This window comes from Leclercia sp. TB492 (genome assembly GCF_049974505.2).
GTDB classification, from domain to species: domain Bacteria; phylum Pseudomonadota; class Gammaproteobacteria; order Enterobacterales; family Enterobacteriaceae; genus Enterobacter; species Enterobacter adecarboxylatus_C.
This window is the reverse complement of the sequence record NZ_CM127572.1, coordinates 1,077,010-1,092,125: the sequence shown is the minus strand read 5'-3', so window position 1 is coordinate 1,092,125 and position 15,116 is coordinate 1,077,010. Positions and strand designations below refer to the sequence as shown.

Sequence of the window (15,116 nt, the reverse complement as noted above, 5' to 3'; positions counted from 1 at the left end):
TCCTTTTACCAGTAGACGTATTGCATCAGGAAGATCCGATCGCTCGGGTCGCCGGAGGCATTTTTCATATAGAAGCGGCTGTCGGCAGCGGTAGCAAAACGCCCATCGCCGTACTCGTACCAGATACCGAACTGCATAAACGAGGTCGTTTCATCGGCGGCGTGGTCCGGGCGGTGCTTTGCATAGCTGTAAGCGGTGGAGAGATAGACGCCTTTTAACGCTTCAACCATGGCGCTGACCATATACCCGGTCTCTGTGCCGGAGACGTCCTTGCCGCTGGCGCGCCCGGTGTGATGCCAGGCGCGCGCCGCCAGATTGGGCGACAGAATGCCGGTTAAAAAGAGCTGACCGGTGCCATCCGTGACTTCAAGGCCGTTCATCCAGGTGACGTCTTTGACGATGTCATACTGGATATAGCCGTTGGCCATCGCCGGATAGGTATACTTATCGTCATAGCGATCGTATTTGCCAAAGTGCAGCCAGGCTTTGCTCTCGTCATGGTGCCCCGCAGGCGTGGCGGTGACGCTATAGCGCAGGTTCCCGGAGAGGTTCTGTACTTTCAGCGCATACATAATGTCGCGAGTGTTGGGGATCACATAGCCCAGATCGGGCGTGAAATCCCCCCACCACTGCAGGTCATCGAGGGAGGAGTCCTGACGCAGGCTGAGCATGATCTCAGTGCTGTTATCGGTTTTGTAGCCGCCGTAAAAGCGGTTAAGCCCGCCTTCGAATCCGCCCCAGCTGTGGTCGGGCACCCAGGCGTTTCCCTGATGGTCAGCCTGTACGGTCCAGCCTTCACCATAAATCAGGCCGAACCAGTGCCCGTGCTTCATTTCCAGACCGCTCTCAATATAGGTCCCGTCACTGTATTTATGTTTATCCTGACCTTCTAAATCCATATATCCGCCAACCCCCAGTTCGCCATAAAAACGAAATGACGGAGAGGTGATTTCCGGGGTTCGGGTATCATCATGTTCAGCGGGTCGGGCGTCTTCTGCGGCAAATACAGGGCAGCAGAAAGAGAGGGCAGCCAGTGTCCCAATTGTTTTCTTTTTAATTTTCATGCACTCATCCCAATGAGAAAATATTCACATTTTCAGTGTTAATGAATATTTGAGGCAGGTGACGCTTCTATTTGTTGTTGTTCTTTTGATAATCCCCTGACGTATTTGCTGTATTTCCACCAGGCAAAGCCGAGGAATAAAACAATGCCACCGACGTTATAGAAAATAATCGTCATAATATTGGCACCGGTAGGGAAAGTTGAAGCCACAAAGCCGATGGCAAAAATCACAATCAGCATCGACACCACCACAATACCCGTGGTGCGTGAGCCCATTTTGAAATCGCGCGGAAGATGATCGAGCTTGCGGCGCAGATTCAGGTAAGCCAGCATGATGAACAGCGGCGGCAGCATTGAGGCAGCGGCGGTCATGTTGATGACGGTGTTCATCAGGTCCTGCGCGGTATTCGATCCCATGGTTGGGATAATCATTAACGGAATGACGATCAAATACTGGATCCACGCCGCCCGCGCCGGGACGCCGTTCTCGTTCAGCGCCACGGTTTTTGGCCCAAAAATGCCGCTCGGGATTTCAGAGAAGAAGATTTTGACCGGGGTGGCCGTCCACATCAGCAGGGAGCCGAACATCGCGGTAAAGGAGACCAGGCCGACAAAGCGGTTCATCAGCACTTCCGGCAGGCCAAACCATACCGCCAGACCGTGGAACACCTGCACCGAGCCGCCGGTAAACTTCAGCTCCTTACTGCTGATAAAGACGTTAATCAGCACCGAGGAGATGGAGTAAAGCACGCCGATGAAAATCCCCGCCAGAATGATCACCTTAACGAAGGATTTTGAGCCGCCCTTAACGTCGTTAACGTATACCGCAACGGACTCTGCGCCCCCCGCAGCCATGAATATCCAGGTGGTAATACCGAGGAAGGCCCAGTTGAAGTCAGGGATCATCGCGTCAACGGTAATCGGGTCGGCTGGCTGTACGCCGCCCATGAGCGCGGCACCTGCCAGCAAAATATAGGAGAGGGTCAACAACAGCATGAGCGTAGAGGTCACAGACGTGATCGGCCCCAGCATCTTCGCCCCGTTGGTAGACACCCAGGTCGAGAAGGCAAACAGCACCATGCTCAGTACCGTAGTGGCAAACGGCGTAAGAATGTACTCATATCCCAAAAAGGCGTAAGAGGCGTACGCAATGACGCGCGGTAATAACGAGGTGAAGAAGAACAGGTTCACGAACCAGTAGGTGTAGGCAGTAATAAACGCCCAGCGCCCACCCAGCGAACTTTTCACCCAGGCGTACACGCCTGCTTCGGAGTTTTTATTCAGGGAGACAAACTCCGCGATAATTAAGCAGAAAGGAATGAAGTAGAACAAGGTGGCTAAAAAGAACATCGGCGCGGAGGCAAGCCCCAGCTCGATATTGTTATTAATCACGTTGTTAAAACTGAATACGGCGGCAAAGGTCAGCGACAGCAGGCCGAATTTGCCGATGGTATTACGCTTAGTGGTTCCAGACATAATATTTCTCCGGGTACGAGGAGGAGAGCGGTGCTTCACTGGCACCGCTGGATTATTATTTGTTATGGAAATAACCGTCTTCGACGGTCACATAGAGGACGACTTTTTTTGCCGGCGTATCACTGATAAAGCGATACGCCTCATGATTCTCACAAATCACGACATGCCCCTCGCGCACCTGTTCGGTATGACCCACACCTTTCAGGTATTCGCGGTCGGTTTCATCGCGGTAGCACTCCACAAGCTGAAGGGCTTCTTTTGCGGCATACTCAATTTTTTGCCCCCCCTGCAGGTAGTAATGCACCTCGAAATAGCGGCGGTGACCGACGAACAGCGCGTCGGTGCTGGCATCACGGGTCACGCGGTAGGCCAGCGAATCGCCAATCGAGTGGGCAACACCGGGCTGGATGTGGTCGATATTGTTGATGGCCTCTACGCAGCGCTGCCATTTACGGCCCGCACGGTAAAGCTGCTGGAACTGTTCCAGGCTATCCAGAACGATCATTTTTCTGCCTCGCTGTGTGAATTCATGGAGAAGAAACCGGTGCCGAACCGATGGCGCGCCAGCGTCTGCGCGGCGGTTTGTCCGCCTTCCAGCGGGAGCAGGGTGAAACCGTAGCGGAACGGTCTGAACCAGACGCGCCAGCTGTCCAGCACTTCGCTTCCCCAGGAATTGGAGCCTAAGCCCAGGACCTGATGGTCGAGATTGAGGGTGATGTCCTCGCACCGCCGCAGTTCGTTGCAGTGCTGTGCGGCGTGAAGGTTCTCAGCCGTGTAGTGCCAGGCGCTGAAGTGAATGGGTTGCTGAGGCACCACCAGCAGGCCGCTGCCGTGGCGGTTGGCAAGCGTTGCCCAGCGCACCTGCTGGCGGTTACCGTTGTTCTGCGGGAACGGGTAGTTTTCAAACATCTCATCCACCGTGGTATGCCACAGGTCTATGGTGCTGGCCTGCTGGCTGTCCGGGTAGTTCTCTCCTGGCCCGCGTCCGTAATAGCTCACCTGGTCAAATTCGCCGTTGATGCCGAGGGTAAAGCCGATGCACGGAATAATGTGCGGGTAATCGCCGTAGCGTTCACCGCTCAGCTCCACGTTGATTTGCCCGTCGGCGGCAATGCGCCAGCGATAGGTGCAGCGCATACCAAAATCAAACACCGGCGGGGCAATCAGGCTGCGGGTCGTGATGATGACCGCATCGTCCTGATGCTCAACCTCGAAACCGCGCAGATGCTCCTGCATGATCTGCAGGTGGTTGGGTTGCCACAGTCCCTCATACTCCTGCTTGTGGTTATCAATCATCGGTTTGAAAAAGTTAATCTTCGGTTCGCGGGTGATGTTTTCCTCACCGTTAACCTGCCAGGAGCAGAGTTTTCCCGTCACTTTTGAGAAGCTGGCGCGGAAGTTATGCCCGGCCACGCTGCAGCTCAGGCGATCCTCTTCCAGCAACAGCGGCGTCGCGTTGGCGTTAATAAACGGCGTGGCGTGAGCCGTACGCGCGTTTAACGGGAACTGATACACCGCGATCTCGTGCCCGGCTTCGCTGTAGCGCGTGCGGCTGTTTTTGCTGATGCGCACGGTCAGGAACGTTTCGCGTTCATCGGGTTCGGGCAGGTCCAGAGGCATGCTGCGCGCACTGTTGGGTGCGAGACCAGTGATATGAAGCGGCTGGCTGTAGCGCGTTTCACCTTCCGCACGCACCTCGACGAGAAGGGTGTAATCATCCAGGCTGGTAAACCAGAGGCGGTTTTCAACGTGCAGCTCGCCCCCCTGCCAGCGCAGTTTGACCGGGGCAATCACCTGTTTGTACTCGCGCAGCCCGGGTCCCGGGGTTTGATCCGAGTAGATCAGCCCGTCGAGGCAGAAGTTATAGTTATTCGGGTAATCACCAAAGTCGCCGCCGTAGGCGTAATACGTATTGCCGCTGGCGTCCGTGGCCTGAATACCGTGGTCGCACCACTCCCAGACGTAGTGACCCTGAATACAGTCGTGGCGATCGAAGACGTTCTGATACTCGGTCAGGCCGCCAGGGCCGTTGCCCATCGCATGGGCGTATTCGCAGATGATGCGTGGCTTAGCGTGGGGATACTCACCGAACAGATTCATCAGCGGCACGCGGGTGTACATGGTAGAGATGATATCCACCACCTCGGCGTCGCGATCTTCTTCGTAGTGCAGCAGGCGCGTGTCATCCAGCGCCTTTGCCGCCCGGGCCATGGCGCGGATATTACAGCCGTAGCCGGACTCGTTGCCAAGCGACCAGATGATGATTGAAGGATGGTTTTTCTGGGCGTGGATATGTCGCTCGATGCGCTCAACATATACCGGCTCCCACACCGGATCGTCCGTGATGCGGCTCAGATCGCCGACGTTGGCAAAGCCGTGAGATTCCACATCCGTTTCCGCCATCACGAACAGGCCGTAGAGGTCGCACAGTTCATAGAAGCGCGGATCGTTGGGGTAGTGGGCGGTGCGTACCGAGTTGATGTTGTGCTGCTTCATCAGGATCAGATCGCGCTCGACGCGATCCATCCCCACAGCGCGGCCCTTCTGATGATCGTTATCGTGACGGTTTACTCCGTGCAGCTTCAGGTAGCGGTTGTTGACGTAGAACAGACCGTCGCGCACCTTGATGTCCCGGAAACCGATGCGCTGCGGGATAACTTCCAGCGTCTGCCCATCCGCGTCTTTTAACGTCATCACCAGATGGTAGAGATAGGGCGATTCGGCAGACCACTGCTGAGGCCGTTTGACCTCAATGCTGAAGGCGGTTTCCGCGCTGCGGGTCACGGTCAGGCTGTCGGTCGTGCCCTGGTGGAGCACCGCCTCGCCATCGTACAGGGCATACTCCAGCGACACGGCTGATGCGTGCGGGGCCAGGTTTTCCAGCTCCAGCTGACAGAAGAGGGTGGCGTCCTGATACGCCTCGTCGAAGGTGGTTTTGAGGGTGAAATCGCGCACGTGAGCGGGATTTTTTCCGACCAGATAAACATCGCGGAAAATGCCGGCCGTCCACCACATGTCCTGATCTTCAATGTAGGTGGAATCCGCCCACTGCATCACCCGCACGCACAGCAGGTTTTGTCCGCTGTGCACCGCATGGCTGATATCAAACTCGGCGGTCAGCCTGCTGCCCTTGCTAAAGCCAATGTACTGACCATTCACATAAACTTCGAAATAGGTTTCGACGCCGTCAAACTTGATGAGGGTCTGCTTATTTTGCCAGGTGTCGGACAGGGTGAAGTAGCGCTGATACGCCCCGGTGGGGTTGTCCGCAGGCACCCGGGGAACGTCTACCGGGAAGGGGAAGCCTTCGTCGGTGTACTGCAGCTGGCCGTGGCCTTCCATCTGCCACATGGCCGGCACGGTAATATCGTCCCAGCCGGCCATATACTCAGAAGTGAAGCTTTCCGGTACATACAGCGGATGCGTGAAGAAACGAAAATTCCACTGGCCGCTGAGTGATAAAAAGTGGCTACTGGCTTCGCGGGCAAAGGTCCGAGCCTGCGCGACGGTGTCATATGAGAAGAAATACGCACGCGGCGGGAGCCGGTTCTCATGCGTGAGTTGAATATTTTCCCAGCGATTCATGCGATCTCCCTGTAGGGGTAAACATCATTGCCGAGGATTTTAGTAAAAATTTTACTAAATAAAATCAGTAAAGGTGATTTGCTTTAACTCGATCACAAATAAAAAAAATGCCGGGCATGCCCGGCAGCGTGTTGAACGTGGGGATTAGCGGGTAGTACCGCGCAGTTTGAGCACGCTCGGCACGAAGACCTGAAGCGGCAGTGCCCGGCCATCGCGGGATTTTTCCAGCAGCAGGTTAACCCCTTGGCTGCCCATCATTTCCGAGTGGATACGCACGGTAGAGAGCGGCGGGAAGGTGAAGCGGGCGGTCGGGATATCGTTCACGCTGATGAGTGAAATATCCTCGGGGATCGACAGCCCTTTTTCATGAATAGCGCGCAATACGCCGATGGCTATCGAATCAGAGGCGACAAACAGCGCGCCGGGCCAGCTTGCCTGTGTCAGCATGGTTTTTGCCAGTTCATATCCGGATGAGCTGGAAAAACCGCCGCGCCAGATATCCTGCTCTGACACTACCCCTTTCAAACGGCCATACTCCACGAAAGCGGCTTCGCGGATATCGGCTTTGCCGGGCTCATCTTCTCCGCCGATAAAACCAATGCGCTTAACATCCTGATCAATAAAGAAATCAATGATCTGCTTGCTGATGCGCGAGAGGTCAATATCGACGGAATCGTACTGGCTGCCGGGCTCGTGAAAATCGATAAAGCAGACGTTGTCCGTTAAGGCCATCGCGGTACGGCGAATCGCTGAGGAGGGCTTGCCAACGATCAGTACGCCGGTGAGTTTTTTAATCTCAGGCAGGGTGGCATTGGCGTAACAGTTGCTCAGGTCGACGCCCAGCTTTTCACACTGCGTCTCAATGCCGTGGCGGATGGCAAGGTAGTAGGGATCGTTAATCTCCAGCTCTTGCTGATAGCTATAGAGTGCCAGGATGTGTTGCTGACCCATAGTGGCAGACTGCATTTTGCGGGACGTTGTGCTCTTATATTCCAGCTTTTCAGCAATCTCCAGAATGCGGTGTTTGGTCTCTTCTTTTACGTTCAACGTTGGGTCATCGTTTAAAACCCGGGATACCGTCGCCAGCGAGACGCCAGCCTCCGTCGCGATGTCTTTGAGCGTTGCCATGTTTATCCTTATTCCCCACGTAATAACCCATTGTAAAGGATGAGTCGGGACATGCATCAGTTTTTACTAAATATACTGCCCATTGCTTCCGGCAAATACCGTGCTAGTATTTAGTAAAATTTTACCAAGGAGAGAGAATGGATACGGTAGCTTACGATGACTTTGCAAAGCTGGAGATCCGCGTGGGAACGATCGTGGACGTTAAGCGCCACGCTAACGCAGACAAACTCTATATTGCGCAGATTGATGTGGGCGGCAGGACGCTGCAAACCGTCACCAGCCTGGTGCCGTATTACCGGGAAGAGGCGTTGATGGGGAAAACGGTGGTGGTGCTGTGTAATCTGGCGAAAGCGAAGATGCGCGGCGAAACCTCTGAATGCATGTTGCTCTGCGCGGAAACCGATGATGCCAGCGAAAGCGTGTTATTAACGCCGGAGCGGGCGATGGCGGCGGGCGTACGTGTTGTATAAAAAGCCGGGTAAGGCGTAGCCGCTACCCGGCATTAATGGTGGTTACTCCCAGCTCACCTCACCTTTCGGTTCATACGCGTTCACATCCAGCGGAGAGTTCTGCTGGATGTACTGCTTCAGCACCTCGGCGTCGATAAAGCCAGTATTCACGTAGCCCGGTTTATCATCGATATGCGGATAGCCATCGCCACCGGTAGCGTTAAAGCTTAACGTCGCCATCCGGTAGGTTTTAGCCGGATCAACAGGTTCACCTTTGATCTTCAGGTCGTTGAGCGCCCCACCCTTCGCCACGAAACTCACATTGGCGAACTGTGGATAGGCGCCAGAGTCAGGCTTCATCTGCGCTACCGCGGTCAAATAGTCCGTCACCTCTTTGCCGCTCATATCGACATACACCAGCACGTTGCCGAACGGCTGTACCTTCAGCACATCTTTATAGGTGATATCACCGCCTTCGATGGAATCGCGGATCCCGCCGCCGCTCATCACCGCAAAATCGGCATTGGTACGTGCCATCTGCGCCGCCAGCACCAGATGGCCCATGTTGGTCTGCACGAAGCGCACCTTGCTGCGATCGCCTTCCAGCCTGCCGGAGAGCGTGCCGATCTTCACATCCAGCTGGGCCTTGCCTTTATTCTGGAACGGCGACAGCAGGGAGAGCATTTGCGGGTTTTCCGCAATTTCCGGCGTATAGAGAACACGCTCGCTCTGGCCGTTATCGTAGGTCACCTTCTTCTTCAGGTTGACCGGGATCAGCTGGTAATGCACCAGCTTCATCTCGCCGTTGCGGAATTCGAAATCCGCGCGGCCTACGTATTTACCCCACTCATGGGCCTGCACAATCCAGATCCCGTTCTGCTTGTCCGGTGCGCACGGCGTGCCCGGCACGTAGTCCACCTGCTTTTTATTTTCCGAGGCCATACAGACCGGATCCTGAGAGTGGCCGCCCACAATCATCGCCAGCGAGCCCGCCGGCAGACTGCGCGCCATCTCGACATCGCCCGGGGCGTTCGAGCCGTGGTCGCCATTATCGTAATGACCCATATGGGTGGTGGCGATAATCACGTCCGGCTTTTCATTATGCTGTAATTCCTGGATCACCAGCTTCGCTTCGTCGGCCGGTTTACGGAATTCGATATCGGTAAAATATTCCGGGTTGCCAATTTTCGCCGTGTCGTCGGTGGTCAGCCCCACCACGGCAATTTTAATATCCTGGCGTTTGAAAATAGCCCAGGGCTTAAATAAACGATCCCCGGTACTTTTCTGGTAAATATTGGCGGAGAGGAACGGGAATTTGGCCCACTTCTCCTGCTGGCGTAATACTTCAATAGGATTATCAAACTCGTGGTTACCGACGGCCATCGCATCGTAGCCAATCAAATTCATGCCGCGGAAATCGGGTTCCGCATCCTGTAGATCCGATTCTGGCACGCCGGTATTAATATCGCCGCCGGAGAGCAACAGTACGCTGCCGCCCTTCGCCGCCACCTCTTTACGGATCCCGTCCACCAGCGTCTTTTGCGCCGAGAGGCCATACTCGCCGTATTCGCTGCGCCAGAAGTGGCCATGATGATCGTTGGTATGCAGGATGGTGATGTTATAGGTTTTATCCTGTTCCCAGGCCTGGGCTGGCAGGCTTAACAGACCGCACGCCGCGATGATTGCCAGCGCGACGCCTCGCTTCATTAACTTCATTTCTTCACTCCCTGATCCATAGACAAAGGCAAAAATTACAGCGAGTAAGCAGAATAGACAACTTTGTTTTCAGAATTGCGACTTTCCTCAAATGTCGGGGAAAGGTATGTTAGTCGGATAATAATTACATCCTGCATTTCCTATAACAATCGACGTGGTATTTATGGCAATCAGTGAATCTACTCCACCGGTGTCGGCTGCTAAGGCTCGCACCTCATTTGGTATTCTCGGCGCAATCAGTCTTTCGCATCTGCTTAACGATATGATCCAGTCGCTTATTCTGGCGATCTATCCGTTATTACAGTCGGAATTCTCCCTTACCTTCGTACAGATCGGCATGATCACCCTCACCTTCCAGCTGGCCTCTTCGCTGCTGCAACCGGTAGTGGGCTACTGGACGGATAAATATCCGATGCCGTGGTCGCTGCCGATTGGCATGTGCTTTACCCTGAGCGGCCTGATCCTGCTGGCGATGGCGGGCAGCTTCGAGGGCGTATTAGTGGCGGCTGCGCTGGTGGGAACCGGCTCGTCGGTCTTCCACCCCGAGTCGTCCCGCGTGGCGCGTATGGCCTCCGGTGGCCGTCACGGGCTGGCGCAGTCGCTGTTCCAGGTGGGCGGTAACTTTGGCAGCTCCCTCGGCCCACTGCTGGCGGCGGTGATTATCGCCCCGTACGGTAAAGGCAACGTGGCCTGGTTTGTGCTCGCCGCGCTGTTGGCGATTGTGGTACTGGCGCAGATCAGCCGCTGGTATGCCGCCCAGCATCAGGTCAATAAGGGTAAACCAAAAACGCCGGTGATAAATCCCCTGCCGCGTAACAAGGTCATTCTGGCCGTCAGCATCCTGCTGATGCTGATTTTCTCGAAATATTTCTATATGGCTAGCATCAGCAGCTATTACACCTTTTATCTGATGGAAAAATTCGGATTATCGGTACAAAACGCCCAGTTCCACCTCTTCGCCTTCCTGTTTGCGGTGGCCGCAGGGACGTTTATTGGCGGGCCATTAGGCGACAAAATTGGGCGTAAATATGTGATTTGGGGCTCTATCCTCGGCGTAGCGCCTTTCACGCTTATTTTGCCCTATGCAACCCTGTGGTGGACGGGTGTTTTAACCGTGATCATTGGTTTTATCCTCGCTTCGGCGTTTTCGGCCATTCTGGTCTATGCCCAGGAGCTGCTTCCGGGGCGTATCGGCATGGTTTCCGGGCTGTTTTTTGGATTTGCCTTTGGGATGGGCGGCCTTGGCGCAGCCGTGTTAGGGCTGATTGCGGACCATACCAGCATCTTTTTGGTCTACAAAATCTGTGCTTTCCTGCCACTTCTCGGGATGTTGACTATATTCCTGCCTGATAACCGGCATAAAGCCTGATTTATCTGCGGCTAAACTCCAGGTTTGGCCGCAACCTTCCCTACTGCCATAAGCCTTTCTTAGCACAGCCTCTTGAAAATCGCCCTGTTCTGCTTTCGTTTAACCCTTATTGCTGTTTTACGCAAATTTCAATAATTATTCATAAACATAATCATTAAATTTGTCATAAACTATTACTCGGCTTTTTGGTTTCTGGACCAAAAATGGATTAACTCAGCAACGAAAGGAGACGGAATGCATCACGCCACACCGCTTATCACCACCATTGTCGGTGGACTTGTTCTCGCATTTATACTCGGCATGCTTGCCAACAAACTTCGCATTTCGCCTCTGGTGGGCTATTTATTAGCTGGCGTGTTAGCCGGTCCTTTTACCCCAGGTTTTGTTGCTGATACTAAACTTGCCCCGGAGCTGGCGGAGCTTGGCGTGATCCTGCTGATGTTCGGTGTTGGTTTGCATTTCTCCCTGAAGGATTTGATGGCGGTAAAGTCGATCGCCATTCCCGGCGCGATCGCCCAGATAGCCGTGGCGACGTTGCTGGGTATGGCGCTTTCAGCGATGCTGGGCTGGCCGCTGATGACCGGTATCGTGTTTGGTCTCTGTCTTTCCACCGCCAGTACCGTGGTGCTGCTGCGCGCGCTTGAAGAGAGACAGCTGATTGACAGCCAGCGAGGGCAGATCGCCATTGGCTGGCTGATTGTTGAAGATCTGGTGATGGTGTTAACTCTGGTGCTGCTGCCTGCGGTCGCCGGAATGCTCGAAAAAGATAACGTCGGCTTTGCCTCGCTGGCGCTGGATATGAGTATCACCATCGGTAAAGTGGTGGCCTTTATCGCCATCATGATGCTGGTGGGCCGCCGCCTGGTGCCGTGGATCCTCTCCCGCAGCGCCGCTACCGGCTCCCGCGAGCTGTTTACCCTTGCGGTACTGGCCCTGGCGCTGGGTATCGCCTTTGGCGCCGTTGAGCTGTTTGATGTCTCCTTCGCTCTGGGTGCCTTCTTCGCCGGGATGGTGCTGAACGAATCTGAGCTGAGCCACCGTGCCGCGCACGATACCCTGCCCCTGCGCGATGCCTTTGCGGTGCTGTTCTTCGTCTCGGTAGGGATGCTGTTTAACCCGATGATCCTGATTGAGCAGCCGCTGGCGGTGCTGGGCACCCTGGCGATCATCATCTTTGGTAAGTCGGTTGCCGCGTTCTTCCTGGTGCGCCTGTTCGGCCACTCGCCGCGTACCGCCCTGACCATCGCCGCCAGCCTCGCGCAGATCGGCGAGTTTGCCTTTATCCTGGCCGGGTTAGGCATGGCGCTGGATCTGCTGCCGCAGGCCGGACAAAACCTGGTGCTGGCGGGGGCAATCCTCTCGATTATGCTCAACCCGGTGCTGTTCGCGCTGCTGGAAAAATACCTCGAGAAGACCGAAACCCTCGAAGAGCAGACCCTGGAAGAGGCGACGGAAGAAGAGAAACAGATCCCGGTGGATATCTGCAACCATGCCCTGCTGGTCGGCTTTGGCCGTGTCGGCAGTCTGCTGGGTGAGAAGCTGCTGGCCCAGGGTATTCCGCTGGTGGTGATTGAGACCTCCCGTACCCGCGTGGACGAGCTGCGCGAGCGCGGGATCCGTGCGGTGCTGGGCAATGCGGCGAACGAAGAGATCATGAACCTGGCGCATCTGGACTGCGCGCGCTGGCTGCTGCTGACTATCCCGAATGGTTATGAAGCCGGTGAGATTGTGGTTTCCGCCCGCGAAAAATATCCGCACCTGGAGATTATCGCCCGGGCGCATTACGACGACGAAGTGGAATACATCATGGAGCGTGGCGCAAATCAGGTGGTGATGGGCGAGCGTGAGATTGCCAATACCATGCTGTCGCTGCTGGAGAAACCGCCGGTTGAAGTGGCGGTGACGGGGTAAAAAAAAAGCCTGCTGGCGCTTCGCTTAGCAGGCCTGGTTGTCGCCCCGGCAGGCGCAACGCCGCCGGGGAATTCTGCTATCGATCCCAGTAAGACTCTTCCAGGCTATCTTCCCGCTCCGGCAGGCCGCGCGTTAAGCGCGGAGAGTGCTGGTTCAGCACCTGATAACTGACGCGGTTCGCGTACTTACATACCTGAGCCAGCGACGAGTAGGTCAGCCAGGAAAACTTGTGTTTACTGGAGTTCGGCACGTTGGTGCGGTGGAAGGCGTTCGCGGTGATATCGTGCAGCAGCGCCGCCAGCGCGCCGTCGCCTGCGCCGTTGGTGTTCATGATCTTCTCCGGCCCGCCCATGTACGGGGCGATATGCGAGAAGATACGCAGCGGGTTGACGCAATCTTTGTGGCGCATGGCGCGGCTGAATTCAAACTGGTTGAATTCGGCAATCGCCCCCGGCAGCAGCGGATGCTGGGTTTTGCGCTTCGCCTCTTCTTCGGTAAAGCCGGCCATATACAAGCCTACCGGCCCGGCGGTACAAAGCACCAGATCGACCCAGTCCAGCGCCTTGTCGGACGCCAGGAGCGGATCGCTCTCCCCGGTCAGGGCTTCGGCCTCTTCTTCATTCATCGCCAGAATCGAGACATGCTCTTTCAGGAACGCCTGCCACCACTCGGGGTTATCGGCGATAACGAATTTGGTGCCGAGGGTCAGGACCACCGGCACGTTGTATTTCTTCGCATACTCCACCGCCTTCATGGTCGCTTCCGGCATCGGCTCGCCCGGCTTGCAGCGCACCAGATAGGAGGTCAGCACCAGCGCCGACGCTCCGGCAATCACCTCTTCCGGGATGCTTTCTGCCCGCAGCTTGTTCATGTGTCCCGGGCTGATGGCGAAGGTCCGCTCGCCGGATTCACCGATCAGCGTAAAGCAGCGACCAATCGCCCCGTCCACGCCCTGGAGGTAGTTCAGATCGGTACGGCTGGAGGTATTGCAGAGATAGCGGTAGGCGTAACTGCCAATTTCGATGTTGCTGCACATCACGCCCAGCAGAACGGAGCGGTCATCGGCCAGCACGGAGTAGTTGTGCATGGTGTTGCCGATGGTACCACCGGCAAACTGATGGGTGATCAGGTTGTCCCGCACCAGCTCCTGATACAGCGCTTCCGCCACATCGTCTTCGATAACCAGCGAGTGCCCGGCGCTCAGCCCGTAACGCGCGACAAACGCATCGTCCACTTTTGCTTCGATATCCACCAGCGTCTGATCGATACCCACCACCCAGGCGGCGTTGGTCTCATTTTCCGGCTGAATTTGCTGCAACAGCGGGTCGCGGGCGTTAACGGGAAAGTAGTGTTTGGATTTGCGTTTACCGGGAAATTTCATGTTCAGGGCTACGAGTGACGGATGGGCCGGAAATGGTAGCACAAACCCGGCCCGGAGTGCGATTAGCGGCTGTTGGTCACCAGGGAGACCATCATCTCGATGTGTTCAGGATCGTCGTTCAGCGCCGGAATGTACTCGTACTTTTCCCCGCCCGCTTCGAGGAAGAACTCCCGGTTTTGCACCGCGATCTCTTCCAGCGTCTCCAGACAGTCTGCCGCAAAGCCCGGCGACATCACCTGGATATGCTTCACGCCCTTCTCGCCCAGCATTTTGAGGGTTTCGTCGGTATAGGGGGTCAACCATGGCTCGCGGCCAAAGCGCGACTGGAAGGTCATCATCACCTTCTCTGGCGGCAGGCCGAGCGCGGAAACCAGCTCACGCGTGGTATCGCGACAGCGCTGGGGATAGTCATCCCCTTCATCGGCAAATCGCTGCGGAATACCGTGATAGGAGAGCAGGAGCAGATCCGGCTCGCCGTGTTTTGCAAAGGACGCGCGCGCGCTGCTGGCAAGGGCATTGATATACATGTCGTTATCCGCGTAGTCGCGAATAAAGGTCACCGAAGGAATGCGGCGACGGGTTGCCAGAATGCGCGCCAGCTCGTCCCAGACGGCGGCTACGGTGGAGCAGGAGTATTGCGGATAGAGCGCCAGCACCACGATATGGTCCACGCCCTGCGCCAGCAGTTCCGTAACGGCGCTTTCCAGCGACGGTTTACCGTAGCTCATCCCGAGCGCGACCGGCGTATCCGGCAGGCGGGCGGCGAGGGCTTTCTCCTGACGACGGCTGTAGACCATCAGCGGCGAACCCTCTTCCATCCAGACGGACTGATAGAGTTTTGCCACGCGTGGCGAACGGATCGGCAGGATCACGCCGCGCAGCAAGGGCCACCACAGCAGGCGCGGGGTATCCACAACGCGCGTATCGCTCAGAAACTGGCGCAGATAACGGCTGACCGCTGCGGGGGTTGGGGCTTCGGGGGTACCTAGATTGGCAAGCAGGATGCCGGTTTTCGCCTGACTCATTCACGCCTCATAA

The 15,116-nt window shown here is 56.0% G+C and carries 11 protein-coding genes; 3 read left to right on the top strand and 8 right to left on the bottom strand.

Features of this window, described 5'->3' with window-relative positions:
• Positions 1 to 5: 5 nt before the first annotated feature.
• The 5 genes from ygjJ to ebgR all read right to left on the bottom strand — a co-directional run bounded on the left by ygjJ (position 6) and on the right by ebgR (position 7,252).
• Positions 6 to 1,064, bottom strand: a complete 1,059-nt coding sequence (gene ygjJ, locus ACP4QI_RS05030; RefSeq protein WP_426495128.1) for a protein YgjJ — start codon at positions 1,062 to 1,064, stop codon at positions 6 to 8.
• Positions 1,065 to 1,102: 38 nt separating this feature from the next.
• The gene (locus ACP4QI_RS05025) at positions 1,103 to 2,539 is read right to left on the bottom strand and encodes an amino acid permease (RefSeq protein ID WP_142488484.1); all 1,437 of its coding nucleotides are present in this window, start codon (positions 2,537 to 2,539) and stop codon (positions 1,103 to 1,105) included.
• Between the two features lie 55 nt (positions 2,540 to 2,594).
• On the bottom strand, positions 2,595 to 3,044 hold the full coding sequence (locus ACP4QI_RS05020) for a beta-galactosidase subunit beta (RefSeq protein ID WP_285128625.1): 450 nt from the start codon (positions 3,042 to 3,044) through the stop codon (positions 2,595 to 2,597).
• On the bottom strand, positions 3,041 to 6,124 hold the full coding sequence (gene ebgA / locus ACP4QI_RS05015) for a beta-galactosidase subunit alpha (RefSeq protein ID WP_426495129.1): 3,084 nt from the start codon (positions 6,122 to 6,124) through the stop codon (positions 3,041 to 3,043). The genes ACP4QI_RS05020 and ebgA overlap by 4 nt, the downstream gene beginning before the upstream one ends.
• Positions 6,125 to 6,268: 144 nt before the next feature.
• Positions 6,269 to 7,252, bottom strand: a complete 984-nt coding sequence (gene ebgR, locus ACP4QI_RS05010) for a transcriptional regulator EbgR (RefSeq protein ID WP_285128623.1) — start codon at positions 7,250 to 7,252, stop codon at positions 6,269 to 6,271.
• Between the two features lie 137 nt (positions 7,253 to 7,389).
• On the opposite strand from ebgR, the gene ACP4QI_RS05005 reads away from it, so the two are divergent.
• Positions 7,390 to 7,722: a tRNA-binding protein gene (locus ACP4QI_RS05005; protein WP_142488480.1), complete on the top strand. Its 333-nt coding sequence runs from the start codon at positions 7,390 to 7,392 to the stop codon at positions 7,720 to 7,722.
• A gap of 42 nt (positions 7,723 to 7,764) precedes the next feature.
• Here ACP4QI_RS05005 and ushA read toward each other — a convergent pair whose 3' ends face one another.
• Positions 7,765 to 9,417, bottom strand: a complete 1,653-nt coding sequence (gene ushA / locus ACP4QI_RS05000) for a bifunctional UDP-sugar hydrolase/5'-nucleotidase UshA (RefSeq protein ID WP_426495130.1) — start codon at positions 9,415 to 9,417, stop codon at positions 7,765 to 7,767.
• 163 nt (positions 9,418 to 9,580) lie between these two features.
• Between ushA and ACP4QI_RS04995 the strand changes: the two genes are divergently transcribed.
• Together ACP4QI_RS04995 and ybaL are read left to right on the top strand one after the other, a co-directional pair.
• Positions 9,581 to 10,786: an MFS transporter gene (locus ACP4QI_RS04995; protein WP_426495131.1), complete on the top strand. Its 1,206-nt coding sequence runs from the start codon at positions 9,581 to 9,583 to the stop codon at positions 10,784 to 10,786.
• A 234-nt stretch (positions 10,787 to 11,020) separates the two neighbouring features.
• Positions 11,021 to 12,697: a YbaL family putative K(+) efflux transporter gene (gene ybaL / locus ACP4QI_RS04990; protein WP_285111498.1), complete on the top strand. Its 1,677-nt coding sequence runs from the start codon at positions 11,021 to 11,023 to the stop codon at positions 12,695 to 12,697.
• Positions 12,698 to 12,773: 76 nt separating this feature from the next.
• Here the strand turns inward: ybaL and ACP4QI_RS04985 are convergent, their stop codons facing one another.
• Positions 12,774 to 14,078: an inosine/guanosine kinase gene (locus ACP4QI_RS04985; protein ID WP_156265068.1), complete on the bottom strand. Its 1,305-nt coding sequence runs from the start codon at positions 14,076 to 14,078 to the stop codon at positions 12,774 to 12,776.
• 62 nt (positions 14,079 to 14,140) lie between these two features.
• Entirely contained in the window at positions 14,141 to 15,103 is a 963-nt protein-coding gene (gene hemH, locus ACP4QI_RS04980; RefSeq protein ID WP_142488475.1) for a ferrochelatase, read from the bottom strand.
• Between the last annotated feature and the right edge of the window lie 13 nt (positions 15,104 to 15,116).